Below are 25,004 nucleotides of genomic sequence, written 5' to 3' on the forward strand. Positions count from 1 at the left end.
ACACATTTGACCGTCAAGAGTCCTGAATAGACCGATGGAGAATCCGATGGCACAGCCGATCGGCCGGCACTTCCTGCAGATTCCCGGCCCGACCAACGTTCCCGAGCAGGTTCTGCGCGCCATGTCGGCGCCCACGATCGACCATCGCGGCCCCGAGTTCGCCCGGCTCACGCTCGACATTCTCGACGCGATCAAACCCGTTTTCGGCACCGCGGGCCCGGTCGTCAGCTATCCGTCGTCGGGTACCGGAGCGTGGGAAGCGGCACTGGTCAACACCCTGAGTTCTGGCGATCGGGTACTTGCTTTCGAAACGGGCCATTTCGCGACACTCTGGCGAGAGCTTGCCGAGCGGCTCGGGCTGACGGTCGACTTCGTGCCGGGCGACTGGCGGCACGGTGCCGATCCCGCGACGCTCGCCGAACGGCTCGCGGCCGACCGCGAGCACGTCATCAAAGCCGTGTGCGTGGTACACAACGAAACCTCGACCGGCGTGACCAGTCGTATCGCTGACATCCGGCGCGCGATGGACGATGCGGGCCATCCCGCCCTGCTGCTCGTGGACACGATCTCCTCACTCGGATCCATCGACTACCGGCACGATGAGTGGGGGGTGGACGTCACCATCGCCTGCTCGCAGAAGGGCCTGATGCTGCCACCCGGCCTGGGGTTCAACGCGCTGAGCGGCAAGGCCCTGCAGGCGGTGGAGACCGCGTCCCTGCCGAGGTCCTATTGGGACTGGCGCCCCATCCTGGAAGCCAACCGGCGAGGCTTCTTCCCCAGCACACCGGCAACGAACCTCCTCTACGGGCTACGGGAGGCGCTGCACATGCTCGCCGACGAGGGGCTCGCCGACGTCTTCGTGCGGCACCTGCGGCACGCCGAGGCGACCAGGGCCGCGGTGCGCGCCTGGGGTCTCGACGTGCTGTGCCTCGACGAACGCGAACACTCCGCGGCGCTCACCGCCGTGGTGGTGCCCGAGGGGCACGATGCGGACAAGGTCCGCGAGGTCATTCTCGACCGGTTCAACATGTCACTGGGTGCGGGGCTGGGCAGGCTGGCGGGAACGGTCTTCCGCATCGGTCACCTCGGCCACTTCAACGACGTGTCGCTCGCCGGGACGCTCGCCGGGGTGCAGCTGGGCCTCGAGCTGGCGGGTGTGCCGGTGCGCGCCGGTGGCATCGACGCCGCGCTGCGGGTGCTGGCGCGGAGGGCGGACGCGTGACCGGCGAGCTGGAACAGCGGCTCCGGCGCGAGGTCGCCGGGGACGTGCGCTTCGACGACTACACCCGGCACCTGTTCTCCCGCGATGCCAGCATGTACTCGATCATGCCGCTGGGCGTGGTGTTTCCCCGCGACGCCGACGATGTGGCCGCTGCCGTGGCGGCCGCGCGTGAGCACGAGGTGCCCATCGTGCCGCGCGGCGCAGGCACCAGCCTCGCCGGGCAGACCGTCGGCGCCGGGCTCGTCCTCGACATGTCCCGTCACCTCAACAACATCGTGGAGCTGGATCCCGAGGCGCGGACCGCGCGCGTTCAGGTGGGTGTGGTGCAGGACCAGCTGAACCAGGCTGCTGCCCCGCACGGGCTGATGTTCGGCCCGGACACGTCCACGAGCAACCGCGCGACCCTGGGCGGCATGATCGGCAACAACTCCGCCGGCAGCGGTTCGGTGCGCTACGGCATGACGATCGACCACGTTCGCGAGCTCGACGTGGTGCTCTCGGATGCCTCCACGGCTCATTTCGCACCGGTCAGCTCCGCTCGGCTGCCGCACGTTGCGGCGGCGGCCACACTCGAAGGCGCGCTGTACCGGGAGCTTCCTGCGTTGGTGAAGGACAACCGGGATGCGATCGAGCGTGGCTTCCCTGAGTTCTGGCGCCGCGCGACCGGCTACCGGCTCGACCGGCTCGCCGGCGCGGCGCCGTTCGATCTGGCGAAGTTCGTCGTGGGTGCCGAGGGCACGCTCGTGGTGGCGACCAGCGCACTCGTGGACCTCGTGCCGAAACCGCGGCACACGGTGATCGCGGTAGGGCACTTCACCGCCACACAGGCCGCCATCGCGGCGACCGAGGACGCCCTCTCCTGTGACCCCGCCGCCGTGGAGCTGATGGATCGCACCATTGTGGACCTATCGCGGAAGAAGATCGAGTACGCCTCGCTCAGCACCATCCTCGAAGGCGATCCCGATGCGCTGCTGTTCGTCAGCTTCACCGGTGACGACGAGCGCGAACTCATCGCCAGGCTGCGGAGCCTTACTGCGTTGTGGCGCAAGCACAACCACGGTTACCGCACGTTGGAAGCCGTGACAGCCCAGCAGCAGGCAGCGCTGCTGAAGGTCCGCAAGTCCAGCCTCGGCCTGCTGATGGCCGCCAGTGTGGGCACGCGCAGACCGCTGGCGTTCGTCGAGGACACCGCGGTCGATCCGAAGCACCTGGCCGACTACACCGCCCGGTTCAAGGAGATCCTCGACCGGCATGGCCTGCGGGCGGGCTTCTACGGGCACTGTTCGGTCGGCTGCCTGCACGTCCGCCCGTTCGTCGACCTCACCGAGCCGGGCCAGATCGCGACGATGCGGGCGGTCGCGGAGGAGGTCAAGGATCTCGTCACCGCCTACGGCGGCGTCAACTCCAGCGAGCACGGCGACGGCCTCGCCCGCAGCGAGTTCAACCGGGAGATCTTCGGTGACGAGTTGTACGAGGCGATGCGCCAGGTGAAGCGGCTGTTCGATCCGCGCGGCATCCTCAATCCCGGCAAGATCGTCGACGCGCCGCCGATGACCGAGCACCTGCGCGACCCTGCGCTACCCGCACCGGGGCCGCTGCGCACCAAGCTGTCGTTCGAGGTCGTCGGCGGGATGCGGGCGGCCGCCGACCGGTGCATGAACATCGGCCTGTGCCGCAAGAACACGAACGGCGTGATGTGTCCGTCCTATATGGCCACCCGAGAGGAGGAGGACTCCACGCGCGGACGGGCCAACGCACTCGTCAAGGCACTGTCCGAACCGGACCCTAAGTCCGCGCTCGGCGATCAGCGGTTGCACGAGGTGCTCGACCTGTGCCTGATGTGCAAGGCGTGCAAGACCGAATGTCCGCTCGGTGTGGACATGGCCACGCTCAAGGCCGAGGCGCTCGCGCACCACCACGACCTGCATGGCGTGCCGCTACGGTCCCGGGTCTTCGGCGCGATCCGCCTGCTCAACCGGCTCGGCGCGGCGACGGCGCCGTTGTCGAACCTGCCCGGCAGGCTGCGCCCACTGCGCCGGGCCATGCAGCGCCACCTCGGGATCACCGCGAACCGGCCGCTGCCCCGGTTCGAGCGGCGGCATCTCGGCGCCTGGTTCCGCAGGCGGGGCGCCGCGCATTCCGCGCCGCTGGGCGAGATCCTGTTCCTCGCGGATTCCTTCACCACTTACACGGAACCGGCGATCGGGCGAGCCGCTGTCGAGCTGCTCGAACGCGCCGGGTATCGCGTGCGTCTGGTGACGCGCGGTTGCTGCGGCCGGTCGAGCCTGTCCAAGGGACTCGTGGACGACGCGAAACGCAAGGCAGGCCACCTGGTGGAGCTGCTCGCCGGGTCGGACGCGCCGATCGTCGGCTGCGAGCCGTCCTGCGTGCTGACGCTCCGGGACGAGACGTTGTCCTTACTACCGGGCGACCCTGCAGCGGTGGCGGTCGCGGGCCGCGTCCGCCAGGTCGAGGAGGTGCTGGCGGAGGCCATCGACGACGGCCGCCTTCCACTGGCTGACGCCAGCTGGCCAGCGGGCAGGCGCATCCTGTTCCACGGCCACTGCCACCAGAAGGCGGAGGTCGGCACCGCGGCCACGGTCGCGCTGCTGCAGCGCATCCCGGGCGCCGAGGTCGTCGAGCTCGACGCCGGATGTTGTGGCATGGCCGGTTCGTTCGGTTTCGAGGCAGAACACTACGACCTCTCGATGACTGTGGGCGCCGACCGGCTGTTCCCCGCGGTGCGGGCGGAACCCCCGGCCACGATCATCGCGGCGACGGGTGTGTCCTGCCGCCAGCAGATCGCGCACGGCACCACCCGCCGGGCGCATCACCCCGTCGAGCTGGTCCGTGCCGCCGTGCGCTGACTCAGCTGTTGCCGGCCATGATGCGACCGCGATGTCGTTGCCCAGGATGGACGCCAGGTGGAATCGGGGGGCGTCGGCAGACTGCCGAGGTGGTTGATGATCGCCCGGAGCCCTGGGTGCACATTCGTTCTGGGGAGGATGAGCGAGAGCGGGTATGCGAACGTCGGATTGACGATCGGGATGCGGCGCAGGTCGTAGCTCGTCGGCCAGATGTACCGGTCGCGCGCGCCGACGAGGGTCGCCACGTCTGCGGAGCCGGCGAGGGTCTCCTGGAGAACTTCGTTGCCGAAGTTCGGGCCCGTAGCGTCGATGCGGAGGTCGAAGTCGGTGGCGAGCTGATCGTAGAACTCCGCCCATTCACTGCGAGGTGCGATACCCGGCACCCAGATCCGATGTTTGCGCAGCTGCGGTGGCGTCAGTCCTCGCGCGGAAGCGAGTGGATGCCGTGGGCCGACGAGAAGTTCCAGCGGCGAGTCGAACGCGTGGATCATGTGCACGTCGGGTGGCAGCGTGGTCTGGTCGGTGACCGTACGGAACGAGGCGTCGATATCGCCTGATTCGACGGCGGCGACCGCCACGCGTGGGTCGTTCACCCTGAGGGTCACCACGTCGAGTTCGGTTTCGGGATGCGCGCGCCAGTAATCGTGCAGAACAACGGCCTGCGCGCTTCGCAGGCCGAGCACGTCGATCCGGAGAGCCCGGGAGCCGGGCTTGACCGCAGTCACAGCGCGCTCGACACGTGTGACGATGCTTCGAGCATGCGGGAGAAGCGCCTGACCATCGAGCGTCAGCTCGACTCCTCGGGCGGTGCGGGTGAACAGACGGACTTCCAGCTCGCGCTCCAGGGCGGCGATCCGTTTGGAGACCGCCTGTTGCGTAACGCCCAGCTCGTCGGCGGCACGTTGCAGCTGCCCGAGCTCGACCGCCCGGACGAACGATCGCAATGCCTCCGTATCCATCGCTTCAGCGTATGCGTGCCCAACTGATCGTTGTGGCTCGCCGGGAGCAGGTTGTTTGATCGCGCCGCAGTTCGGTTGGTGTGATTCGGGCGGTCACCATCCGGTTGTTGTGAAGGGGGCACGTGCGAGTGAGATCGGGGTCCGGTTTCGGCTGGTTGTGGTCGGCCTACGCGGTGAGTACCTACGGCACGTGGATCGCCTTCGGGGCGTTCCCGTTCATCGCTGTTCAGGTGCTGCACGCGCCGGCATTCGCCGTGTCGCTCCTGGAGGCAGCCGGCCTTGCCGTCGCCGCAACTGTCGCCGTCTCGCTCGGGCCGTGGGTCGAGCGCCGGGCCAAGCGACCAGTGATGATCGTGATGGACCTGGTCCGGTTCCTCGCGATGGCGAGCGTTCCGATCGCCTATCTCCTCGACGTGCTGTCCTACGGCCAACTGCTGCTCGTCTCAGTCATTTCCGGAACCGCAGGCATCGCGTTCACCGCAGCATCCGGCGCCTACCTGAAACACCTCGTCCCCGGCGACCGCCTCCTTGTCGCGAACGGCAGGTTCGAGGGCACGAACTGGGTGGCGACCGCGGCGGGCCCGCCGTTCGGCGGAGCGCTCATCGCGTTGTTCGGTCCGGTCATCACCGTCGCGGCAAACGCCCTCAGCTTTCTGCTGTCCGCGCTCGGAGTTCTCCGTATTCGCGGGGGCGACGTCGCAGCGAGCCGCGACCGGCCGACCGGATCGCGCACCAGCGGCCTTCTCGACGGCTGGCGATTCATCCTGCACGACAGCGTCCTTCGACGTCTGTTCCTCAACTCTGTGACCGTCAGCGGTCTGATTATGGCCACCACTCCGCTACTGGCCGTTCTTCTGCTCGGCCACTACCACTTCTCGGCCTGGCAATACGGTCTCGCCTTCGGAATCCCGGCGCTCGGCGGCTTCGTGGGTGCCCGCCTGTCCGCGCGCCTCGCCGCCCGCTACGGCCGCCACCGCGTCATGATCATCTCCGCCTGGCTACGCTCGATCTTCCCGCTGGGCCTCGCCCTCACCCGACCCGGCATCGCCGGGCTCCTCACGGTGATCGTCGTGGAGGGCCTGCTGATCACCTGCATGGGCATTTTCAACCCCATCAATGCGACAGAACGCCTCCAGCGCACTCCCGCCAACCACGCCGCGCAGGTCCTCACCGCGTGGAGCGTCAGCAGCAAACTCGTCCAGGCCACCCTCATCGCGGTCTGGGGCATCCTGGCGACACTGACCAGCCCGCTCACCGCGATCACCGTCTCCGGCGTCCTCCTGCTCGCCACCCCGCTCCTCCTGCCCACGCCGACGCAGATGCCCGGATCATGACTGCTGCCACAGCACTGCCCGCGTTCGGAGCAAGCTCAGTCGCGGAACCGTTCGGTGTGCAGAACCGCTTCGAGCGGCAGGCGCTCACGCCAGCCATGCCGCTCGAGGTCGGGCACCGTTTCCAGGTGCGTGACCGGGCCGAGGCACAGCCACGCCACCGGGCGCACGCGGGAGGGGATGCCGAGCAGCTCCTGGAGGAACTCCTCGCGGTAGAAGCTGACCCAGCCGACGCCGAGCCCCTCGGCCGTGGCGGCGAGCCACAGGTTCTGGATCGCCAGGCACACGGAGTACAGCCCGGCATCGGCGATCGCATGCCTGCCCAGCACGGCGGGGGAGCCGCGGTCGGGGTCGTAGGTGACGACGATCGCCAGCGTCGACTCGACGATCCCCTCGACCTTGATGCGGGAGAACGTCGTGGCGCGCTCGCCGGTCAGTCCGGCGGCGAAGGTCTCACGTTCGGACCACACGTGCTCCCGGAACCGGCGGCGGGTGCCGGGATCACGGACGAGCACGAAGTCCCACGGCTGGCTCAACCCGACGCTCGGCGCCGCGTGCGCGGCCGAGAGGATGCGGCGCAGCACGTCCTCGGCCACCGGCGCGCCGGTGAACTCCGCGCGGACGTCCCGCCGCCGCTCACAGAGCTCGTAGAACGAGCCGGCGGGTCCGGTCACCATTCGCGGCGCTTGAGTCCGACGAGCACGCGGTCGACCAGACCGGGGTCGATTACGCCCGGCGGGGTCGGTGCCGGAGCGGGCTCGGAGATCTGCGTGCGTCGTTCGTCCCGCCGGGGAAGCCGTACGCCTGCGGCCGTCACGCCCTGAGGCAGGGGCACCTCGCACCAGACCAGCTTCCCCCGGCCGTCCAGCGGAACGGCGCCGGTTCTGCGGCCCGCGACCGTGGGGGCACCCGCGTGCGAACGTGCGACCTGATCGTCCTCCACCTCGATCACGAGGCAGTCGCCTGCCACCCGGAGCCGGAGTGTGACGAAGCCGGGCCTGCGCGGGTCGGTGTTGTCGATCACTGCCTTGACGAGCTGACGTGCCGCGACGGTGACGTCGTCGAGGAGGGCCGGTAAGGACCATTCGGTGAGCGAGAACCGAACGAACAGATCCGTGCAGTTCAGCGCGCTGGGCAAGGCGACCAGCCGCAGATCGTCCACCTGAGTGGTCTGGGAGTTCACTCGAGATCCTTCCACGGTCGCGTCCCACTCTGCTCTGTCTCGAGGGCCGTATCCTGCCAAGCCTGACCGGGTGCCGTCGATGCAGGGTCCGTGCGCCCTTGGTCACCATTCACGATCGCCGCTGCGGGCGGGTGACTGTTAGCGACGAAACGTCGACCCGTTGTGGACAAGAGCGGCTGTCTCTGCTTGCATAGCGGGCGTTGGTCAGGGGGTGACCGATCCACCGGGCCCGTACGCGACGAGAAAGTAGTGAACTGCATGGCGAGGCGGGCGAGAACGCGCAAGCTGCTGGACCGCTCACGGGTGTTGATCGACCGTTCCCGGGTGGTGGCGGCGCAGCTCCTCGATCCTCCGCGTTACACGGCGGAGAGACCCGCGATCGAGGCCGCGCCGGTCGAAACCCGGGACAGTGAACCGGAAACGGCACTGGTCGACATCTGCGCCAGCATCGCGCTGCGTGACCTGAACATCGTGGACTCACTGCTCTCCGAGCTCGAGGAGATGGAGACCCACGAGGACAACCACGACCGGCTCGCGCAGCTGTACAGGCTGGACCACCTCGCCACCCGGCTGCGGCGCAACGCGGAGAACCTCCGGGTGCTGGCCGGCCGGGACGCGAGCGACGCGGCGTCGGAGACCTCGCCGCTGGTCGACATGGTGCGCGCGGCGATGTCGTCGATCGACCAGTACTCCCGGATCACCATCGGCCGGGTCGTGTCACTCGGCGTGGTGGGCTTCGCCGCGGAGGACCTGAGCCGGCTGCTCGCCGAGCTGCTCGACAACGCCGCGAACCAGTCGCCGCCGAACTCGCCGGTGCGGGTCAGCGCGCACCTCACCGAACAGGGCAGCGTGCTCATCCGGATCGAGGACGAGGGCATCGGCCTCCCGCCGGAACGCCTGCGTGAACTGAACGACCGGCTCTCGCACGCGCCCGTGCTCGACGACGATGCGGTGCGGCACATGGGACTCGCCGTGGTGCGCAGGCTCGCCGGCCGCCACAGCATGCGCGTGACGCTCGACCGCCGGGTACCTCACGGAACGACCGCGACCGTGCTGCTGCCGGCCGAGCTGGTGTCCGAGCTGCCCGAGGCGAACTGGTCCGGTACACAGACGGTGATCTTCGCCCAGAACGGCAGGGGCAGGACAGCCCCGGCCGAGCAGGCCGCGCCCGCGGCTGCCGGCATGTTCTCCACGACGCCGCGCTCGCCGGGCGGCGAGCTGCCCCGGCGTACGACGGCACCCGCCCCCCGGCCGGCGCCGTCGCCGCGGCCGCGGACGGTGCCCGCTCCCGTCGTGGGTGGTACGACATCGAGCGGGCTGCCCCGCCGTGTGTCCCGCAGCCTCAAGAACCCCTCCGGTGAAAGCACTCCGGCGCCCCCCACCGCCGAGCCCGCGGAGTCGGTCGAGGCCGGACACGACAAGCTCCTCGCCGACCTCGACGCGTTCACCGACGGCGAGCAGGCGGCACGGGACGAGCAGCGCCCCAGTGGTGAAGCGGACTCGAGCACTGAAGGAAAGCAGTGACTGCCGACATCGACAGCTCCAACAACCAGAACTTCGCGTGGCTGATCAACGACTTCGTCCGCAAGGTCCACGGTGTCACGCACGCGCTGATCATGTCGGCCGACGGGTTCCCGCTCACCGCGTCGGACGCGGTGACCAACGAGGACGCCGAGCAGCTGGCGGCGATCGCGAGTGGACTCCTCAGCCTCGCGCGCAACAGTGCGACGCTGTTCGACAAGGGCACGTGCGAGCAGATCATCATCCGGCTCACGCACGGGTACTTCCTCTTCATGGGGATCGGCTCCGGCGCGGGACTGGCTGTCCTCACCGGACCCGACTGTGACATGAAGGTCGTGGCGTACGAGATGACGCAGTTCGTGCGCAACGCGGGCCACGCACTGACCCCCGAGATCCGTGCCGACCTCCGACGCGTGCTGACCGCCCGGCGGGCGCAGGCCTGACCACCGCGCGAGGATGTGATCACAGTGTCCACAGAGAACAGGGCGGGCCAGAAGAGGATGCGCAGTAAGCGAATCCGGCCCTACGCGCTCACCGGTGGCAGAACGAAGTCGCGATACGACCTGCTGGTCGAAACGCTGATCTCGGTGCCGCAGTACGACCCGAGCCTGAGTGACTCGTTGATGCCGGAGTCACGCCAGCTGTACGAGCGTGCCCGCACCCGGGTGTCGATCGCCGAGCTGTCGGTGCTGCTCAACGTTCCGCTCGGGGTCGTGCGGGTCCTGGTCAGCGACCTGGCAGCGCAGGGGGCGATCTACATTCACCCCACGGCGCACGCATACCAGCACGATCGGAACGTACTCGAGAGGATCCTCGATGGACTCAAGCGGCTACCGGTCTGACCGAGCGGGCACGCCCTCACCGGGCGACGACGACGCCGGCCTGCTCACGGTTTCCGCGAAGATCGTGATAGCCGGTGGCTTCGGAGTCGGCAAGACGACGTTCGTCGGGTCGGTGTCGGAGGTGCCCCCGCTCAACACCGAGGCGTGGATGACCGAGGCCGGCACCGGCGTCGACGACCTGCCACTGGACGGCACCAAGTCAACGACGACCGTTGCCATGGACTTCGGTCGCATTACGCTGCATTCCGACCTGCTGCTGTACCTGTTCGGCACCCCCGGACAGGCGCGGTTCTGGTTCCTCTGGGACGACCTCTCCCGTGGTGCGCTCGGTGCCATCGTGCTTGTCGACACCAGGCGGATCGACCAGTCGTTCGCGGCGATCAACTACTTCGAGAACGACTCGGACCTGCCGTTCATCGTCGCGGTCAACCGGTTCAACGACGAGTTGCAGCACGATCTGGACGAGGTGCGCGAGGCGTTGGCTCTCGACCCCAGCGTTCCGCTGATCACCTGCGACGCCCGGAACCCCGCATCCACTGCGGAAGCGTTGCGTGAGCTCGTGACGTACACGTTGTCGCTCGCGGAACTGTCGGAACCGGGAAGGATACGAGCACATGCGTAAGATCCTCGTCGTCGGCGCGGGCCAGTCTGGTCTGCAGCTCGCGTTGACGCTGCGGGAACACGACTACGACGTCACGGTGATGTCGGCACGGACGCCGGAGGAGATCCGTGGCGGGCGGGTCATGTCCACGCAGTGCATGTTCCACGCCTCGCTGCAGCACGAACGCGACCACGGGCTCAACCTGTGGGAGGAGCAGACCGTGCGCGTCGAGGGCCTCGGCGTGTCGATCGCGGGCCCGGACTCCAGCCGTGTGATGGACTGGGTGGCCAAACTGGACAACTACGCGCAGTCGGTGGACCAGCGCGTGAAGATGGCCGGCTGGCTGGAACTGTTCGAGGAACGGGGCGGCAAGCTCATCACCCACGGCGTCACCACCGCCGACCTCAATGCGCTCGCCGCAATGTACGACCTCGTCGTCGTCGCGGCGGGCAAGGGCGAGCTGGTGCAGCTGTTCGACCGGGATCCGTCGCGCTCGCCCTACACCAAGCCGCAGCGTGCGCTGTCGGTGGCCTACGTCCACGGCATGACACCGCGGCCCGAGCACCCGGACTTCTCCGCGGTGCGGTTCAACATCATCCCTGGCGTCGGAGAGCTGTTCATCATCCCGGGCTACACACTCACCGGGAACTGCGAAATCCTGTTCTTCGAAGGGATTCCCGGCGGGCCGCTCGACTGCTGGGCCGACCGCCCCGGCCCGGCGGAGCACCTCGATCGCTTTCTCGGGCTGATGAAGCAGTTCCTGCCGTGGGAGTACGACCGCTGCGCCGATGCGGAGCTGACCGACGCGCGGGCCACGCTCGCAGGCGCTTACACGCCGATGGTCCGGCGGCCGGTCGGTGAGCTGCCATCGGGGCACGCCGTACTCGGCATGGCCGACGTGGTCGTCGCCAACGACCCGATCACCGGCCAGGGCTCGAACAACGCGGCCAAGTGCGCCGCCGTCTACCTCGACCGGATCCTGGAGCGCGGTGAGCAGCCGTTCGACCGGGAGTGGATGGAGAACACGTTCGAGCGGTACTGGGACTACGCCCAGCACGTGACACAGTGGACGAACGCGATGCTGCAGCCGCCGCCCCCGCACGTGCTGGAGATCCTCGGCGCGGCTCAGGTGAACCCAGTGGTGGCGAGGCGGTTCGGCAACGGGTTCACCGACCCGACCGACTTCCAGCACTGGTTCCTCGACCCACAGAAGGCAGCCGACTACCTGGCGAGCGTCGCCAAGGACTGACATTCGCAGTGAGGGCCGCCCAGCACAGGCAGGGTGGCCCTCACTGCGTTGGGTAGGTGTTCCGGTAGAGCTGCTCGGCGTTGCGCCACAGGATCGCCTCGCGTGCGGAGTCGTCCAGCGCGGCCAGCAGCCGGTCGGCGCCGTCGCCGTGGTAGTGCGGGCGGTCGCTGGCATAGACCAGCCAGTCGGCCGGACGCAGCATCTCCAGTACCTGCTCCAGTTCCTGCGGTGCCGTGGGCAGGTGCGCGGGCTGTGTTGTTGCCCGCACGTGCTGGTACACGTACTCGCTCGGCCGTTGTTTGACCCACGGCACCTCGCGCCAGATACCCTTCCACTCCTTGTCGAGGCGCCACAGCAGTGATGGCAGCCAGGAGAATCCACACTCGGCCAGGCACACCCGCAGCGCGGGGATCTTCTCGAAGACACCTTCCGCGATCAGGCTCACCAGCTGGCTTTGGACGACCTGGGAATTGCTCAGGTAGTCCTCGAGATAGGTCGCCGTGAACCCGGTCGGTGTCGGCGCACTGCCGACCCGGCCCCAGGCGTGCAGGCACACCGCGAGATCGTGCCGTGCCGCGGCCTCGAGCACCGGGTGGAACCGTGCGTTGCCGTAGCGTACGTCCAGACCACGGACCGGCAGCAGGACCTGGACGAACCGGTCATCGTCCGCGAGCCGCTCGATCTCGGTGACCGCCGCATCGGTGTCCAGTGTGGACACCGAGATGCTGCCGCGCAGCCGCGCATCGCGGGCCAGCCAGTGCTCGCGGACCCAGTCGTTGACCGCGCGGGCGAGTGCGGCCTCGAAGTAGGGGTTGCGGCTGACGTCGAAGGCGGTCAGGCAGGTCAGCACCGCGTGGCGCACGTCGCCAGGCAGGTGCTCCCGCAACGCCTCGACGGCGCCGGGCACGGAGCCGGACGTCTCGGCCCCGGCCGGGTAGGCACCGCCAAGGGTCGGTGACAGCTGCAGGTTCGCGTCGGCGATGTACTCGCGCCAGTACTCGTCGAGGTAGGGCAGCAGATCGGTGAACGAGCTGGGCGCGCAGTGCAGGTCGGTGTCGATCATCGGCGGCTCCCGTACAGTCGCTGCCCGTTCGTCGTCATGATCGCCTGGCGCAGCGGCGCGGGCAGTGCGGCGAGTGCCATGGCAGGCGAGTCGAAGTCCCAGTGCGGGTAGTCGGAGGAGAACACGATCCGGTCGGTCATGCCGGTGTGCTCCAGCGCGGCGGTCAGGTGGCGCGGGTCTTCGGGTTCCTCGATCGGCTGAGTCGTGAACCAGAAATGCTCCCGCAGGTACTCCGACGGCGCCCGGCGCAAAGCCGGGGTGTCCGCACGCAGCAGCGCCCATGCTTCGTCCAGCGCCCACATCAGCGGGGCCAGCCAGGAGATACCACCCTCGACCAGCACCACCTGCAGCTGCGGGAGCTCCTCGAACACGCCCGAGCACACGAGGCTCGTCGCTGCCGTGGCCGTGGCGTTGCCGTACCACGCATGCTGTTCCAGATAGAACGACGGCCAGCCGTCTCCGCGATGCCCCTCGATCCCGCCGAGGTGCATGGCGACCGGCAAGCCGGCCCGCGCAGCGGCCGCGTAGATCGGCCGGTACTTGGCGTTGCCCGGCGGAAGTTCGGTGCCGACCGGGAACAGGACCTGGACGAAGCGTTCGTCACCGGCCAGCCGTTCGATCTCCGCGACGGCCGCCTCCGGCGATTCGTGCGGCACACACAGCGAGCTGCGCAGCCGCGGTTCCGGGTCGAGGAAGAGCTCACGCAGTGCGTCGTTGAGCGCACGGCACAGCGCGGCGGCGTAACCGGTCTCCTCGGCACCGAAAGTGTGGCCCTGCATGGGAATCAGCACGCCGAAGTCCACATCGTACTTGTCGAGCAGCTGCGTGCGCAGCAGTTCGAGGTCGCTGCCGGGCAGCCCGTCCTGCGGCCAGGAATCAACGCGCATGCCGCCGTTGCGGACACGGGGATAGATCAGCGGGGGAGGGGCGATCCGCGTGCCGAAGGCGGCGAACTTGCTACGCCATGGCTCGTCCAGCCGCGCGAGCAGGTCCGCGGCCGAGACGTTCGGGTGGATGTCGGCGTCGACGTTCACCGGTCACTCCTCGCTCGCGTGTCGACCACCACGTAGTCCTCCTCGACGCTGACGGTGAAGGTCTCGGCCACATAGGGTCCGGGGACCCGGTCGGGGAACTTCAGCGCCGCATCCTCGTTCAGGTCCTGTCCGGGACGCACCGACACCTCGTAACTGCGGGCGGGCCGCTCGCCAGGGCCGAGAAAGGACTGGCCGGTGACGAGGTCGTACTCCCAGCCGTGCCAGGGACAGGCGAGCAGCGTGCGTTCTCCGGTCACCCGGACGTCGCCCGGCCCGTCCGACCGGGCCCATGGCACCGTCCGGCCGAGACACAGTGGACCGCTCTGATGAGGACAGGAATTGTTGATCGCATAGAACCGGTCGCCGACCCGGAACACCCCGATCGACCGCTTCCCGATCTGGATGATCCGCCGTTGGCCCGGAAGGAAATCCGCGACTCGCGCCACTGCAACCCGCATGCGGTCGACAGTAGGAAAACATGCTTGCGTAGTACAACAAATAATGTGTCTGCCTGCCATCAATCCCGCTGATGGCCTTCGTATTACGGGTCGATAACCGTTGGTGACATTCTCACCGAGCCGCGCGACCTAGTCGGCGTTGGCGTTTGTGGCGCTCTCTGGGACCCGACCGGCGTGGTGGGCAGTTGGGCCCTAGCCACTTCCCGGCGCCACGAGCAGTGTGGCCGCTGTGACGAGGAGGATTCCCCATGACTGAGCAGGTCACCGATCCGGCAGTGCGGGACGTGATGACCCCCCAGCCGCACGCCGTGGCACCCGACACCGGGTTCAAGGCGATCGCGGAGCTGCTGGCAGCGCATCAGATCAGCGCCGTCGCCGTGGTGGACTCCGGCGGGAGACCCGTCGGGGTCGTGTCAGAGGCCGATCTGCTGCACAAGCGGGACCAGCCCAAGCACCGCCTGCACCGTCACGGGCTGGCCCGGCACCGTGCGGGCGACCGCCTGCGCCGGGCAAGGTCCCGCTGCGCCAAGGAACTGATGACCACACCGGTGGTCACAGTCGAGGCAGGCGCGCCGGTGAGCCACGCCGCCGGTGAGCTGGAACGCCATCACGTGCACAGGCTCTTCGTGGTGGAGAACGGCACGCTGGTCGGCGTGCTGTCCCGGCGCGACGTCATCGGCGCCTGCACCCGGCCCGACGACGAGATCCGGCGCGACGTCGCCAACGACGTGTTCGACCGGATGATGTGGGTGGACTTGCGCGAGGTCGGCATCGGCGTGGAGCGTGGTGTGGTCACGCTGCTCGGGCAGCTGCCGCGCCGCAGCGACATCGCGCTGGCCGGCCGGCTCACGCGGGACGTACCCGGTGTCGTCGAGGTCCGCAACCGGCTGGGCTACGTGTGGGACGACCACCCCGATGGCAGGCGCACGGGAGTGCGTGCGTGACGGTGGCCACCGACTGAGCAGGCTCTCCTCACCCCATGAGTCCATCCGCTACTCACCGGCCGGTGCTCGCCGCGGTGGACGGTTCACCGGCAGCACTGGCCGGGGTGCGTTGGGCGGCCCGCGAGGCCATCCGGCGGGAAGCGCCCCTGCACCTCGTACACGCCTGCGACACCGCGCGGCCGCTGCGGGCGGAGCCGGGGCGCCGGTGGCTGGATGCCGCGGTGCGCGCGGCGACCGAGGCGGCACCGGGAGCCTGCCTGGACTGGAACCTCTGCTTCGGGGACACCGCGGACACCTTGATCGAGCGATCGGCGGCCGCCAGCGTGCTCGTGCTGGGCTCGCGTGGCGTCGGCCGGTTCCGCCGGGTCCTGGCGGGGTCGGTCTCCAGCGCCGTGTGCGCGCACGCCTGGTGCCCGGTGGTGGTCGTCGCGGGCGGCACCGCGCCCGTGCGGCCGGGCGCGATCGTGGTGGGCACCGACGAATCGGCGCCGAGCGCGCGGGCCCTGCGCTTCGCGCTGGAGGAGGCGGCCGGCCGCGAGGCCCCGCTGGTCGCCGTCCGCGTGTGGCGCGAGGCCTGGGCGGAGGTGCCCGTGTTGCCACCGCGCGGTCAGCCGGACGATCCCGCGGACCAGGCACGCCGCGCGCTGGAGGTCGAGTTGGCCGGCTGGCGGGAGAAGTACCCGGAGGTGGACATCGCCGGCCGAGTGGTGCACGCGCACCGGCCCGCGGACGCGTTGCTGGCCGCGGCCGCTGACGCTGCGCTACTCGTGGTCGGCTCCCGCGGGCGCGATACCGCGGCCGGTGCGCTGTTGGGCTCGACCAGCCAGCAGCTGGTGCGGCGAGCGCAGTGCCCGCTCGCGGTCCTGCCGGCTTCGCACTGACCACTGTGGACCCCGGAGCGGGGGTTTCACGCCGCGCCGGCGGGGCGGTGGTGTCGCCATTCTCACAACGCCATGGTGTGTTCCACCAGACGATGCCGTTGAAACACCGGCCGTTGTGCTGGGAATCTGGAATTACCGGGCAGTGCTGAGCTGGCAATTCGAGACGAACCGAAAAGCAGGGGGTCGGTGCGACGTGGGAGTATCCAACGGAAGAACCATGCGCCTGTGGAGGCGCCTCTACATCGGCCGTAACCCACTCGCCCGGCCGGGCGACCGGCTCGAAGCCCGGCTGCTGGTGACGTTCCTTCTGCTTGCTCTCGCCGCTATCCCGATGGCCGCATCGCTGGGCAGCGAGACCTACGCCGGGCGGCTGGCCGAGGCCGCCGACGAGGCAGGCACCAGGTACCAGACGACCGCGGAGCTGCTGGCCGACGCACCCGTGACCGTCCCCACGAGTGAGGTCGAGAGCGCCGATGTCGCAGCGACCTGGCGGTTGCCGGACGGCACGCAGCATGTGGGGGAGGTCCCGGCCCACCGGGGAGCGGCGCGGGGCACCGAGGTCCCCATCTGGCTCGACGAGCGGGGCAACCTCACGGAGCCACCCACGACCAGGATCGGAGCGGCCACTGACGCCACGAGTGTCGCGCTGTCGGTGTGGCTCGGTGTGGTCATGTTGTGCGCCTTGGTGTTCCTCACGGTCCGCGGCGTTCTCTCCCGGTTCCGGTCCACTCAGTGGGCCAGGGACTGGGCCCGCGTGGAGCGCGAATGGACGCGCCGCTGAGCCGAAGGGCCCACGTACGCGAGGCCCATCGGCTCCGCCGCGCCGGCCGCGTGCTGCCGTAGCGTCCTGATAGGACACCGGAGGAGGCGCAGATGAGCGCGACATCCCTGATGCGTGCCTGGCGGGTGCGCAGGCCGGGGTCGATCTCCACCGGGCCTCTGGCCCTCGACGAGGAACGCCTCCCGCGGCCCGCCGCGGGTGAACTGCTCCTGCGCGTGCTGGTGTGCGGGGTGTGCCGGACGGATCTGCATGTCGCCGAGGGTGACCTGCCCGTCCACCGCCCGGCGGTGATCCCGGGGCACGAGATCGTCGGCGAAGTCGTGGCTGTCGGCGATGCGGTGACTGGCGCGGACTTCGCCATCGGTGACCGGGCGGGTGCCGCGTGGTTGCGCGGTACGTGCGGGCACTGCCGCTACTGCCTGCGTGGCGCGGAGAACCTGTGCCCGGAATCGGTCTACACCGGTTGGGACGCCGACGGTGGTTACGCCGAGTACACGACGGTGCCCGCCGCCTACGCCCATCGGTTGCCTGGCGGCTACAGCGATGCCGAGCTGGCTCCGCTGCTCTGCGCCGGCATCATCGGCTACCGGGCACTGCGCAGGGCCGAGCTGCCCGCCGGTGGGCGGCTCGGTATCTACGGCTTCGGCGCGAGCGCCCACCTGGCGGCACAGGTGGCCATGGCCGAAGGTGCCCGTGTGCATGTCATGACACGCAGCGCGCAGGCCCGTGACCTGGCCCGGCAGCTGGGCGCCGCCTCGGTTCAGGGCGCCGCGGAACCGCCACCGGAGCCGCTCGACTCGGCGATCCTCTTCGCGCCGGTCGGTGACCTCGTGCCACCGGCACTCGCCGCGCTCGATCGCGGTGGAACGCTCGCCATCGCCGGGATCCACCTCACCGACGTGCCGCCGCTGAACTATGAGCGGCACCTGTTCCAGGAACGGCAACTGCGCAGTGTCACGGCCAACACCCGCGCCGACGCGCGCGAGTTCCTCGGCTTCGCCGCCCGGCATCGGCTACAGGTGACGACGACGGCGTACCCCCTCGACGCGGCCGACCGTGCACTCGCCGATCTGGCGGCTGACCGGGTGAACGGCGCTGCAGTGCTCAGTTGAGCTACTGGCTCATGCCGGCGAACAGGAAGCGCAGCAGCACGGCGAACGGCAGCGACACCAGCACGAGCTGGCCGAACGACCACGCCGACGTGCTGCGCCGGGCGATGAGCCAGGTGGCCAGCGCGGCGAGCAGAGCGGGAACGACCATCGACCCGACGAACGCGCCCGCCTGCCTCGCCGTCGGCATGCCGGCGACGAGCACGGCGAGGACGAAGTTGACCGGGACCCACACCAGGGTGGCCAGCAGCGCCCTGCCGAAAGTAGGGCGGGCGGGCGGTGGCGGCGGAGCGGGCGGCCCCCAGTTGCCGGGCTGCTGGTGCTGTGGTTGCTGGTTGTGCGGGAAAGTCATGGGAAAGGCGCGGCTCTTCGGTTTCGGGCCCACGGGACCGGGACGTCGGGTTCGCCGCCATGATGGCATCCGGCTGCCCGCTGGTCTGATCCAGGTACCTCGCGCTCAACCCTCGTCGAGCACCTTCCGAGCGCGGGCCAGCGTGTCCTGCGGCGCCCCCGTGGTGGACACCTCACCGGCCTGCGGCCAGGGATCGATGTCGGCCGACATCGCCGCGGCGATCCGCGGGTCGGCGTCGGAGACGGCACCATGCCGCGCGCGCAGGCGCTGTGCGGCGAGCTCAGGAGGTGCCGTGCAGCGCAGCGCCAGCAGGTCGCTGCGCACCCGGGTGGCGACGGCGGTGGCGCGTGCACGATCGGCAGCACGGACCCAGGAGGCGTCCAGGACCACCGTCTCGCCCTCGGCGAGCAGCTCCTCGGCTCGGCGCAGCAGTTCGGCGTAGGTGCGCTCGCTGTACTCGGGCGAGTAGATCCCGGTGAGGTAGTCGCTGGCGGCGTCCTCGTCCGGCGAACGGCCCGCGAGTTCCTTGCGCAGCCGGTCGCTGGACAGCAGGACCGCGCCCAGCTCGTCGGCGAGCAGGCCGGCCAGCGTGGACTTGCCGGTGCCCGGCAGACCGCCGACGAGGACCAGCCGCGGCCTGCCCGCACGCAGGTGATGCAGCGCCAGCTGGGCGTAACTGTGCGCCGCGTCCACGCTGCCCTCGCAGTCGCGCAGGCACTCCACCTTCGCTCGGACGAAGGCGCGGTAGGCGAGGTAGTGGTGGCGCAGCGACGATGGGGAGGGATCCCCTGCGAACTCGGCATAGCGGTCGAGCAGGCGGTGCGCGAGCGCGGGTGCGCCGAGCCGCTCGAGGTCCATCGCGAGGAAGGCGATGTCGTCCAAGCCGTCCAGCCAGCGCAGGCGATCGTCGAACTCGAGGCAGTCCAGCACCTGGGGACCGTCGTCGAGGCAGAAGATGTCGTCGGCGAGCAGGTCGCCGTGCCCGTCGACCACGCGTTGTTCCGCGAGCCGCCGCGCGAACAGCGGCCCGCGGCCGGCGAGGAACGACATCGTCAGCTGTTCGATCTCGGCGAGCTGCCCGGCGTCCAGCACGCCCAGTGGGCGCACCTGCTCGATGTTGTCCCGCCACCGGCGGCGGACGGCGTCGCGGTCGCCTTCGGCCGAGATCGCGGGACCACGGTCGGCGGAGGCGTGGAATGCCGCGATCATGCGTGCGATCCGGTCGATGACAGCGGTGACGTCCTCACCCGCCTCCACGAGTGTCGCGAGCCGCCGCCGCTCCGGCATGCGCCGCATGACGACCAGATAGTCGGTGGGGTCGCCTTCCCCATCGGTCACCGCGGCGACGCCGAGGTACGCCCCGGGCGCCAGCCTGCGGTTCAGCTCCACCTCGCGGTGGCAGGCGGCACGCCGCCGGGCCACCGTGCTGAAATCGAGAAACCCCAGGTTCACCGGCTTCTTCAGCTTGTAGGCACGGTCGCCGAGCAGGAACACCACGCCGATATGCGTCTCGTGTACGACGGCGTGTTCCGGCGGCGCCGTCATGGCGGGGTGCCGGGTTCCGGCCTGGCGATCATCACCGGGCATTCGGCGCCGTGGATCAGCGCGCGGCTGGTGGAGCCGAGGAGCATGCAGCGGAGGTTGCCGCGGCCGCGGCTGCCGACGACCACCAGCTGGGCCTTGCGGCTCCACTCCAGCAGCTCATGGTGGGGCCGGTCCTGCACGAGGACCCGCCGCACGCTGACGTCCGGATAGCTCTCACTCCAGCCGGCCAGCCGCTCGGCGAGCCGTCGCTCCTCGACCTCACGCATGTCCTCCCAGCCGAAGTACATGCGTGCCTCGCTGAAGACGTCGCTGTTGGCATCGTTCCAGGTGTGCACGGTGACGAGCTCGACGTCGCGGTGGGCCGCCTCGTCGAAGGCGTAGCCGATGGCGCGTTCGCTGACCGGGCTGCCGTCGATGCCCACCACCACGGGCCGCCGGTCCTGCGCGGGCATCTCGGCACATTCCCCGCACACCGAGACCACCGGGCACCGCGCATGGCTCACCAGCGCCAGCGTCGTCGAGCCGACCAGCAGCCCGTAGATGCCGGTGTGACAGGAGGAGCCGAGCACGATCATGCGTGCCGAGCCGGAGACGTGGATGAGGTAGGGCACCGGTGGGTCGGACTCGTAGCAGAGGTGGATGTCGAGACCGGCGGTCTCCTCGGCGACCTCCCGTGCGGCATGGAGGAACTCCCAGCGCTGGTGCCGCAGATCCTCCCGCACGCTCTCCGGCGGTGGGATCGCGTCACCGCCGTGCAGGTACGGGTAACCGGCGGCATGCGCGATGTAGAGGGGCGCGTGGTGCCGGGCGGCGGTGTCGGCCGCCCAGCGCACCGCACGCAGCGCGGCCTCCGAACCGTCCACGCCTGCCACGACGGGGCCGTTACTCATGCGCCCTCCTGGCTGCCCTGTCTTCGCGCGCGATCGCCCTCCGGTTCCACGGTAGGTCTGCGGGGCAGGCCGGGACCGGTGCCGTTGGTCCCGGCGCGCGGGGACTTCGGACCGTCCTGCCCTGCGGCAGGCACGGCCGGCACGGCCAGTGTGGCCAGCTCGCGCTCCAGCGCCGCCATGAGCACCGGCAGATCGGTGACCTGGTCGGGGTCGGTCACCGCCGTGACGGTGAGCCGGGCGGCATAGGACAGGGCCACGAACGAGACCGTCATGTTGCCCTTGACCGTGGACAGCGGGATGACCTCCCTGATCGGCGTGCCGAGGAACGACAGCCGGGTGGCCGGGCCACGCAGGTAGGTGATCGAGGTGGACAGCACCGTCTGGTGATCCACGAACCACTGCAACAGCTTCAACCTGGCCAGCACCCGGAACAGCGGGCTCACCAGCGCGGCCGACGCGCCGCGCGCCGTGCCCACCCGGTTGTGGGTGAGCCAGGCGATGGTCGCCAGCCGGTCGAGGGTGTGGCCAGCGGCGGGCAGCTCGATCGGCACGGAGAAGGCGTGGTTGCCGAGGTGCGCTCCCGCGTCCCGGCCGCGGGTCGACACCGGCATCGACACCACCAGGCTGCTGACCGTCTCACCGCGGTGGCTCAGCAGCCCGTGCAGTGCGCCGGTCGCCGCGGCCAGCACCGCGTCGTTGACCATCCCGCCGTGGGCGCGTGCAGTGGTCCGGACCGCGGTCGCATCGGCGCGCGCCACGGCAAAGCGCCTGCGTGGTCCAGTTCTGCGGTTGAGCGACGACGGTGGAGCCGAGGCCGTGTCCCGTAACCGCAGTTCGTGCAGCGCCGCCCGGATCCGCCCCGGCACCGCGCCGAGGTGGCGCAGTCCCACCAGCCGGTCGCGGGCGGAGTCGGTGAGCAGCTGCCGGAATCCCGGTACTGGGCGCGGAAATCCGGGCTCATCCGGCACCGGCATGCCGTCGGCGATGCGGGCCAGTACGCCGAGCCCGCCGATCCCGTCGGTGAGCACGTGATGTACCACGAACACGAGTGCGGCAGCGCCGCCGGCGAGTCCGGTCACGAACGTCACCGACCACAACGGGCGTTCACGGTCAAGCCGTTGCGTCACCGCCTCGGTGGCCACCGCCAGCAGCGCATCGTCGTCGCCGGGCACGGGACAGGCCACGTGCCGGAAATGGTTGCCCACAGCGAAGTCCGGAGCGTCTGTCCAATACGGTCTGCCGAGGCCGGGCGGCGGATGCACGAGACGCTGGCGGAACCGGTGGATCCCGCGCACCCGCTCGGCGATGGCGGCGCGTGCGGCGGTGACATCGAGCGCACTGCCACCCTCGAGGACGAGGATTCCCGCGATCTGCATCGGCGGAGTGCCCAGATCGGCGGCCAGCGTCATGAGGTCGCCCGTCCCCATGCGCTCGACGGGTGCCATGGTCGGTGTCATCGCTGCCCTTCGTTCGCGATCTTGGCAAGGCTCTTCTGGCACGGTACGGGGTTCAGAGACGCAAGGCCGGGCACACGCGCCGCGCACGCTCAGGGGAAACGGTCCCGTGCGGGCAGGGATCTCCGTACCTGCCAAGGAGGGGCTTTCGGCTCACGCGCGCGGTCGGTCGCGCGGACCATGATCTACAGATGTGATCGCGACAGGTAACGCACCCATTCTCGTGGGCGTGGACGGTTCGAGTTCGGCGTTGCGGGCGACCGAGTGGTCGGCCAGGGCCGCGGTGCTGCACCACGCGCCACTGGTCCTGCTGGCGGTGGTGACGGTTCCGGCAGCCTACGGCGCAGGCGCCGGTGTCCCACCCGGCTTCGTCGACGGCCTCGAGGAGGAGGGGCAGCGCCGCCTGCGGGAGGCGGCCGATGCCGCCAAGCGTGTCGCCGGCAGCCGTCACGAGCTGGACCTGCGGACCGAGTTCCAGATCGGCGCCGCGATCCCGGTGCTCCGGGAGCGGGCGAAGCAGGCCAGGATGCTGGCGGTCGGGACGCGTGGGCTGGGCGAGCTGACCGGCACCTTCGTCGGCTCGGTGGCGGTGGCGCTGGTCTCCTACGGGCCGTGCCCGGTGGTCGTGGTCCGGGGCCGCACGCCCGGGGCGTACCCGCCCACCGAGGGGCCAGTGGTGGTGGGCATCGACGGTTCCCCGCTCAGTGAGGCGGCGCTCGCGGTCGCCTTCGAGGAGGCGTCGCTGCGCGGTGCGCGGCTGATCGCCGTCCACGCCTGGAGCGATGTGCCGGTGCGCGAGTCCTTCGGCATGCACACGCGGCCGTTCGACTGGGCCGGGATCCACACGGCGGAGCGGATCGTGCTCGCCGAACGGCTTGCCGGGTGGCAGGAACGCTACCCCGACGTCGACGTCGACCGGGTCGTGGTGCAGGACCGCCCGGCGCACAGCCTGTTGCACTACGCCGAACACGCTCAGCTCGTGGTCGTCGGCAGCCGTGGGCGCGGCGGGTTCAGCGGCATGCTGCTCGGGTCAACGAGCAACGCGCTCGTGCACACCGCGCCGTGCCCGCTGCTGATCGTGCGTGCCACCACCACCGCAGACGCGAAGGAGACTTCCCGATGAGCGTGATCGTCGCCGGTGTCGATGGTTCCACCTCGGCTCTGCACGCGGCCGTGTGGGCGGCCGAGGAGGCAGGCCGCAGAGGCGAACCCCTGCGGTTGGTGTACGCCTACGTGGTCCCCGTACACGGCTACCCGGGTTTCGTGGCCACCGTCTCGACCATCCGGGAGGGCCTGCGCGAGCAAGGCAGGCAATGCCTGCGGGAGGCCAAGGAAGCGGCCGTCGAGGCGGCCCCCGCGGCCGTGGTGGAGACCGAGCTGATCGAGGGGTCGGCCACCACCGTGCTCCTGCACGAGTCACATCACGCGCGGCTGGTCGTGCTCGGCTCGCGCGGGCTCGGCGGTTTCACCGGGATGCTGGTCGGTTCGACCGCCGTGGCACTGGCGGCACACGGGCACTGTCCAGTCATCGTCGTACGCGGTAAGCGGCCCGAGGACAAGCCACCCACTGACGGTCCGGTCGTGGTCGGTGCCGACGGGTCCGCGGCGGGAGCCGCCGCGCTGGAGTTCGCTTTCGGCGAGGCCGCGTTGCGCGGCGTCGGGGTCAAGGCGATACGCACGTGGAACGACGTGCCGCTCGAAGCGACCGTCCGGATGTACCCGCTGACCGTCGATCCGGCCGACATCGACTTCGAGGAACGCGCCGTGCTCGAAGCCCAGGTCGCGGTGTGGCAGGAGAAGTATCCCGGCGTCGAGGCGGAGTCGATCATCGCTCGCGGGCGTCCGGTGCGCAGGTTGCTGGAGCACGGCGAGCACGCGCAGCTGATCGTGGTCGGCAGCCGGGGGCGCGGTGGTTTCCACGGCATGCTGCTTGGCTCGACCAGCCAGGCGCTGGTGGTCCACGCACTGTGTCCCGTCGCCGTCGTCCGCGCGGATGCCGCCGAACAGGCAGGGGAGTAACCGATGCTGGCCGGGCAGATCATGACCGAACGGGTCGTCACCGTCAGCCCCGACACACCCGTCAAACGTGCCACGAAACTACTGGCCGAGCACGGTTTCAGCGCGCTGCCGGTGCTGGACGACGACGAGCGGCTCGTGGGGATCGTGACCGAGGCGGACTGCGTTCGTGACCGCGTCCCGCCGGACGTCCGCACTGGAGCGAAACCGGGGCACCCCACGCCGCCGCGCACCGTGGGGGAGGTGATGACGAGTCCGGTGACGGCCATGAGCACCACTGCCGACCTCGCGGAGCTCGTTTCCGCGTTACTCGACAACAACTTTCGCGCAATGCCCATTGTGGACGGTCAAAAACTTGCGGGGATCGTGACCCGTGGGGACGTGGTACGGGCCCTTTCCCGCGACGATGCGACGATTGCCAGGGACATCCGCCGCAAACTGCTGATCTACGGCGGCGCCGATCGGTGGACGGTCCACGTACGGGACGGTGTGGCGACGATCGTCGACGAGTACGACGACGAGACCGACCGGCACGTCGCGACGGTGCTCGCCGAGTCGGTTCCCGGTGTGACGCATGCCGAGACTCTGTGGCGCACCGTGGATTCCTGACGAGAGCGGGCCAGGAGGGACCTTCGGCCCTGCCGTCCGGGGACGACCGCTTCTGCCGCGCGCCGGCTTCGCGACCGAGGGTGTACGTATCGC

The 25,004-nt window shown here is 69.8% G+C and carries 25 protein-coding genes; 15 read left to right on the forward strand and 10 right to left on the reverse strand.

The annotated features are described in order from the left end of the window. Positions 1 to 46 precede the first annotated feature (46 nt). Together ABZ863_RS03165 and ABZ863_RS03170 are read left to right on the forward strand one after the other, a co-directional pair. The gene (locus ABZ863_RS03165) at positions 47 to 1,222 is read left to right on the forward strand and encodes an aminotransferase class V-fold PLP-dependent enzyme (RefSeq protein WP_358530592.1); all 1,176 of its coding nucleotides are present in this window, start codon (positions 47 to 49) and stop codon (positions 1,220 to 1,222) included. After that, positions 1,219 to 4,089: an FAD-linked oxidase C-terminal domain-containing protein gene (locus ABZ863_RS03170; protein WP_358530594.1), complete on the forward strand. Its 2,871-nt coding sequence runs from the start codon at positions 1,219 to 1,221 to the stop codon at positions 4,087 to 4,089. The genes ABZ863_RS03165 and ABZ863_RS03170 overlap by 4 nt, the downstream gene beginning before the upstream one ends. On the opposite strand, the gene ABZ863_RS03175 is transcribed toward ABZ863_RS03170, so the two are convergent. Then, the gene (locus ABZ863_RS03175) at positions 4,053 to 5,048 is read right to left on the reverse strand and encodes a LysR family transcriptional regulator (protein ID WP_358530596.1); all 996 of its coding nucleotides are present in this window, start codon (positions 5,046 to 5,048) and stop codon (positions 4,053 to 4,055) included. The two genes, ABZ863_RS03170 and ABZ863_RS03175, sit on opposite strands and share 37 nt — an antisense overlap. 122 nt (positions 5,049 to 5,170) lie before the next feature. Here ABZ863_RS03175 and ABZ863_RS03180 point away from each other — a divergent pair, with 122 nt between their 5' ends. After that, the gene (locus tag ABZ863_RS03180; protein ID WP_358530598.1) at positions 5,171 to 6,382 is read left to right on the forward strand and encodes an MFS transporter; all 1,212 of its coding nucleotides are present in this window, start codon (positions 5,171 to 5,173) and stop codon (positions 6,380 to 6,382) included. Between the two features lie 35 nt (positions 6,383 to 6,417). Here ABZ863_RS03180 and bluB read toward each other — a convergent pair whose 3' ends face one another. Beyond that, the gene (gene bluB, locus ABZ863_RS03185; RefSeq protein WP_358530600.1) at positions 6,418 to 7,056 is read right to left on the reverse strand and encodes a 5,6-dimethylbenzimidazole synthase; all 639 of its coding nucleotides are present in this window, start codon (positions 7,054 to 7,056) and stop codon (positions 6,418 to 6,420) included. Then, complete coding sequence (locus tag ABZ863_RS03190; protein ID WP_358530602.1) at positions 7,050 to 7,562, reverse strand: ATP-binding protein; 513 nt, start codon at positions 7,560 to 7,562, stop codon at positions 7,050 to 7,052. The genes bluB and ABZ863_RS03190 overlap by 7 nt, the downstream gene beginning before the upstream one ends. Before the next feature lie 258 nt (positions 7,563 to 7,820). On the opposite strand from ABZ863_RS03190, the gene ABZ863_RS03195 reads away from it, so the two are divergent. From ABZ863_RS03195 to ABZ863_RS03215, 5 genes are read left to right on the forward strand one after another with little or no spacing between them, the layout of a single operon-like run. Beyond that, a complete protein-coding gene (locus tag ABZ863_RS03195; protein WP_358530604.1) occupies positions 7,821 to 9,086 on the forward strand; it encodes an ATP-binding protein in 1,266 nt (421 codons plus the stop codon). Beyond that, positions 9,083 to 9,526, forward strand: coding sequence for a roadblock/LC7 domain-containing protein (locus ABZ863_RS03200; protein ID WP_358530606.1), 444 nt, complete (start codon positions 9,083 to 9,085; stop codon positions 9,524 to 9,526). The genes ABZ863_RS03195 and ABZ863_RS03200 overlap by 4 nt, the downstream gene beginning before the upstream one ends. Before the next feature lie 57 nt (positions 9,527 to 9,583). Next, on the forward strand, positions 9,584 to 9,925 hold the full coding sequence (locus tag ABZ863_RS03205; RefSeq protein ID WP_358531216.1) for a DUF742 domain-containing protein: 342 nt from the start codon (positions 9,584 to 9,586) through the stop codon (positions 9,923 to 9,925). Beyond that, the gene (locus tag ABZ863_RS03210) at positions 9,900 to 10,547 is read left to right on the forward strand and encodes an ATP/GTP-binding protein (RefSeq protein WP_358530608.1); all 648 of its coding nucleotides are present in this window, start codon (positions 9,900 to 9,902) and stop codon (positions 10,545 to 10,547) included. The genes ABZ863_RS03205 and ABZ863_RS03210 overlap by 26 nt, the downstream gene beginning before the upstream one ends. Further along, positions 10,540 to 11,775 carry a styrene monooxygenase/indole monooxygenase family protein gene (locus ABZ863_RS03215; RefSeq protein ID WP_358530610.1) on the forward strand — a complete coding sequence of 412 codons (1,236 nt, stop codon included), beginning with the start codon at positions 10,540 to 10,542 and terminating at the stop codon, positions 11,773 to 11,775. The genes ABZ863_RS03210 and ABZ863_RS03215 overlap by 8 nt, the downstream gene beginning before the upstream one ends. Before the next feature lie 40 nt (positions 11,776 to 11,815). Here the strand turns inward: ABZ863_RS03215 and ABZ863_RS03220 are convergent, their stop codons facing one another. Genes ABZ863_RS03220 through ABZ863_RS03230 form a run of 3 tightly spaced genes read right to left on the reverse strand, consistent with a single transcriptional unit; the run spans position 11,816 to position 14,330 of the window. Next, complete coding sequence (locus tag ABZ863_RS03220; protein WP_358530612.1) at positions 11,816 to 12,838, reverse strand: amidohydrolase family protein; 1,023 nt, start codon at positions 12,836 to 12,838, stop codon at positions 11,816 to 11,818. Continuing rightward, positions 12,835 to 13,872, reverse strand: coding sequence for an amidohydrolase family protein (locus tag ABZ863_RS03225; RefSeq protein WP_358530614.1), 1,038 nt, complete (start codon positions 13,870 to 13,872; stop codon positions 12,835 to 12,837). The genes ABZ863_RS03220 and ABZ863_RS03225 overlap by 4 nt, the downstream gene beginning before the upstream one ends. Next, positions 13,869 to 14,330: a Rieske (2Fe-2S) protein gene (locus tag ABZ863_RS03230; RefSeq protein WP_358530616.1), complete on the reverse strand. Its 462-nt coding sequence runs from the start codon at positions 14,328 to 14,330 to the stop codon at positions 13,869 to 13,871. The genes ABZ863_RS03225 and ABZ863_RS03230 overlap by 4 nt, the downstream gene beginning before the upstream one ends. A 248-nt stretch (positions 14,331 to 14,578) precedes the next feature. Here ABZ863_RS03230 and ABZ863_RS03235 point away from each other — a divergent pair, with 248 nt between their 5' ends. The 4 genes from ABZ863_RS03235 (at position 14,579) to ABZ863_RS03250 (ending at position 18,048) form a co-directional block, all read left to right on the forward strand. Further along, positions 14,579 to 15,274, forward strand: a complete 696-nt coding sequence (locus ABZ863_RS03235; RefSeq protein WP_358530618.1) for a CBS domain-containing protein — start codon at positions 14,579 to 14,581, stop codon at positions 15,272 to 15,274. A gap of 35 nt (positions 15,275 to 15,309) precedes the next feature. Further along, entirely contained in the window at positions 15,310 to 16,155 is an 846-nt protein-coding gene (locus ABZ863_RS03240; protein WP_358530620.1) for a universal stress protein, read from the forward strand. Positions 16,156 to 16,372: 217 nt separating this feature from the next. Further along, positions 16,373 to 16,936, forward strand: a complete 564-nt coding sequence (locus ABZ863_RS03245; RefSeq protein WP_358530622.1) for a hypothetical protein — start codon at positions 16,373 to 16,375, stop codon at positions 16,934 to 16,936. Between the two features lie 110 nt (positions 16,937 to 17,046). Continuing rightward, the gene (locus ABZ863_RS03250; protein WP_358531218.1) at positions 17,047 to 18,048 is read left to right on the forward strand and encodes a zinc-binding alcohol dehydrogenase family protein; all 1,002 of its coding nucleotides are present in this window, start codon (positions 17,047 to 17,049) and stop codon (positions 18,046 to 18,048) included. A 1-nt stretch (position 18,049) separates the two neighbouring features. Here the strand turns inward: ABZ863_RS03250 and ABZ863_RS03255 are convergent, their stop codons facing one another. The 4 genes from ABZ863_RS03255 to ABZ863_RS03270 all read right to left on the reverse strand — a co-directional run bounded on the left by ABZ863_RS03255 (position 18,050) and on the right by ABZ863_RS03270 (position 22,289). Beyond that, positions 18,050 to 18,397 carry a hypothetical protein gene (locus tag ABZ863_RS03255; protein WP_358530624.1) on the reverse strand — a complete coding sequence of 116 codons (348 nt, stop codon included), beginning with the start codon at positions 18,395 to 18,397 and terminating at the stop codon, positions 18,050 to 18,052. Between the two features lie 105 nt (positions 18,398 to 18,502). Continuing rightward, complete coding sequence (locus ABZ863_RS03260; protein WP_358530626.1) at positions 18,503 to 19,984, reverse strand: AAA family ATPase; 1,482 nt, start codon at positions 19,982 to 19,984, stop codon at positions 18,503 to 18,505. Continuing rightward, positions 19,939 to 20,832 (reverse strand): universal stress protein, encoded by an 894-nt coding sequence (locus ABZ863_RS03265; protein WP_358530628.1) that lies wholly within the window; start codon positions 20,830 to 20,832, stop codon positions 19,939 to 19,941. The genes ABZ863_RS03260 and ABZ863_RS03265 overlap by 46 nt, the downstream gene beginning before the upstream one ends. Beyond that, on the reverse strand, positions 20,829 to 22,289 hold the full coding sequence (locus ABZ863_RS03270) for a wax ester/triacylglycerol synthase domain-containing protein (RefSeq protein WP_358530630.1): 1,461 nt from the start codon (positions 22,287 to 22,289) through the stop codon (positions 20,829 to 20,831). The genes ABZ863_RS03265 and ABZ863_RS03270 overlap by 4 nt, the downstream gene beginning before the upstream one ends. 190 nt (positions 22,290 to 22,479) lie before the next feature. Between ABZ863_RS03270 and ABZ863_RS03275 the strand changes: the two genes are divergently transcribed. Genes ABZ863_RS03275 through ABZ863_RS03285 form a run of 3 tightly spaced genes read left to right on the forward strand, consistent with a single transcriptional unit; the run spans position 22,480 to position 24,911 of the window. Continuing rightward, positions 22,480 to 23,409, forward strand: coding sequence for a universal stress protein (locus tag ABZ863_RS03275; RefSeq protein WP_358530632.1), 930 nt, complete (start codon positions 22,480 to 22,482; stop codon positions 23,407 to 23,409). After that, positions 23,406 to 24,305, forward strand: a complete 900-nt coding sequence (locus ABZ863_RS03280; protein WP_358530634.1) for a universal stress protein — start codon at positions 23,406 to 23,408, stop codon at positions 24,303 to 24,305. Before ABZ863_RS03275 ends, ABZ863_RS03280 begins: the two co-directional genes overlap by 4 nt. A gap of 3 nt (positions 24,306 to 24,308) precedes the next feature. Continuing rightward, the gene (locus tag ABZ863_RS03285; RefSeq protein ID WP_358530636.1) at positions 24,309 to 24,911 is read left to right on the forward strand and encodes a CBS domain-containing protein; all 603 of its coding nucleotides are present in this window, start codon (positions 24,309 to 24,311) and stop codon (positions 24,909 to 24,911) included. The last annotated feature ends 93 nt before the right edge of the window (positions 24,912 to 25,004 follow it).

This window comes from Saccharomonospora sp. NPDC046836, assembly GCF_040645195.1.
GTDB lineage: Bacteria > Actinomycetota > Actinomycetes > Mycobacteriales > Pseudonocardiaceae > Prauserella_A.

Excerpts from the sequence above, each read along its gene's own strand:
- ABZ863_RS03205 (WP_358531216.1), top strand. The coding sequence starts at position 9,584 with ATGCGCAGTAAGCGAATCCGGCCCTACGCGCTCACCGGTGGCAGAACG.
- ABZ863_RS03255 (WP_358530624.1), bottom strand. The coding sequence starts at position 18,397 with ATGACTTTCCCGCACAACCAGCAACCACAGCACCAGCAGCCCGGCAAC.
- bluB (WP_358530600.1), bottom strand. The coding sequence starts at position 7,056 with ATGGTGACCGGACCCGCCGGCTCGTTCTACGAGCTCTGTGAGCGGCGG.
- ABZ863_RS03240 (WP_358530620.1), top strand. The coding sequence starts at position 15,310 with ATGAGTCCATCCGCTACTCACCGGCCGGTGCTCGCCGCGGTGGACGGT.
- ABZ863_RS03270 (WP_358530630.1), bottom strand. The coding sequence starts at position 22,289 with ATGACACCGACCATGGCACCCGTCGAGCGCATGGGGACGGGCGACCTC.
- ABZ863_RS03285 (WP_358530636.1), top strand. The coding sequence starts at position 24,309 with ATGCTGGCCGGGCAGATCATGACCGAACGGGTCGTCACCGTCAGCCCC.
- ABZ863_RS03265 (WP_358530628.1), bottom strand. The coding sequence starts at position 20,832 with ATGAGTAACGGCCCCGTCGTGGCAGGCGTGGACGGTTCGGAGGCCGCG.
- ABZ863_RS03175 (WP_358530596.1), bottom strand. The coding sequence starts at position 5,048 with ATGGATACGGAGGCATTGCGATCGTTCGTCCGGGCGGTCGAGCTCGGG.
- ABZ863_RS03280 (WP_358530634.1), top strand. The coding sequence starts at position 23,406 with ATGAGCGTGATCGTCGCCGGTGTCGATGGTTCCACCTCGGCTCTGCAC.
- ABZ863_RS03235 (WP_358530618.1), top strand. The coding sequence starts at position 14,579 with ATGACTGAGCAGGTCACCGATCCGGCAGTGCGGGACGTGATGACCCCC.
- ABZ863_RS03195 (WP_358530604.1), top strand. The coding sequence starts at position 7,821 with ATGGCGAGGCGGGCGAGAACGCGCAAGCTGCTGGACCGCTCACGGGTG.
- ABZ863_RS03260 (WP_358530626.1), bottom strand. The coding sequence starts at position 19,984 with ATGCCCGGTGATGATCGCCAGGCCGGAACCCGGCACCCCGCCATGACG.
- ABZ863_RS03230 (WP_358530616.1), bottom strand. The coding sequence starts at position 14,330 with ATGCGGGTTGCAGTGGCGCGAGTCGCGGATTTCCTTCCGGGCCAACGG.
- ABZ863_RS03250 (WP_358531218.1), top strand. The coding sequence starts at position 17,047 with ATGCGTGCCTGGCGGGTGCGCAGGCCGGGGTCGATCTCCACCGGGCCT.
- ABZ863_RS03210 (WP_358530608.1), top strand. The coding sequence starts at position 9,900 with ATGGACTCAAGCGGCTACCGGTCTGACCGAGCGGGCACGCCCTCACCG.
- ABZ863_RS03215 (WP_358530610.1), top strand. The coding sequence starts at position 10,540 with ATGCGTAAGATCCTCGTCGTCGGCGCGGGCCAGTCTGGTCTGCAGCTC.
- ABZ863_RS03220 (WP_358530612.1), bottom strand. The coding sequence starts at position 12,838 with ATGATCGACACCGACCTGCACTGCGCGCCCAGCTCGTTCACCGATCTG.
- ABZ863_RS03165 (WP_358530592.1), top strand. The coding sequence starts at position 47 with ATGGCACAGCCGATCGGCCGGCACTTCCTGCAGATTCCCGGCCCGACC.
- ABZ863_RS03245 (WP_358530622.1), top strand. The coding sequence starts at position 16,373 with ATGCGCCTGTGGAGGCGCCTCTACATCGGCCGTAACCCACTCGCCCGG.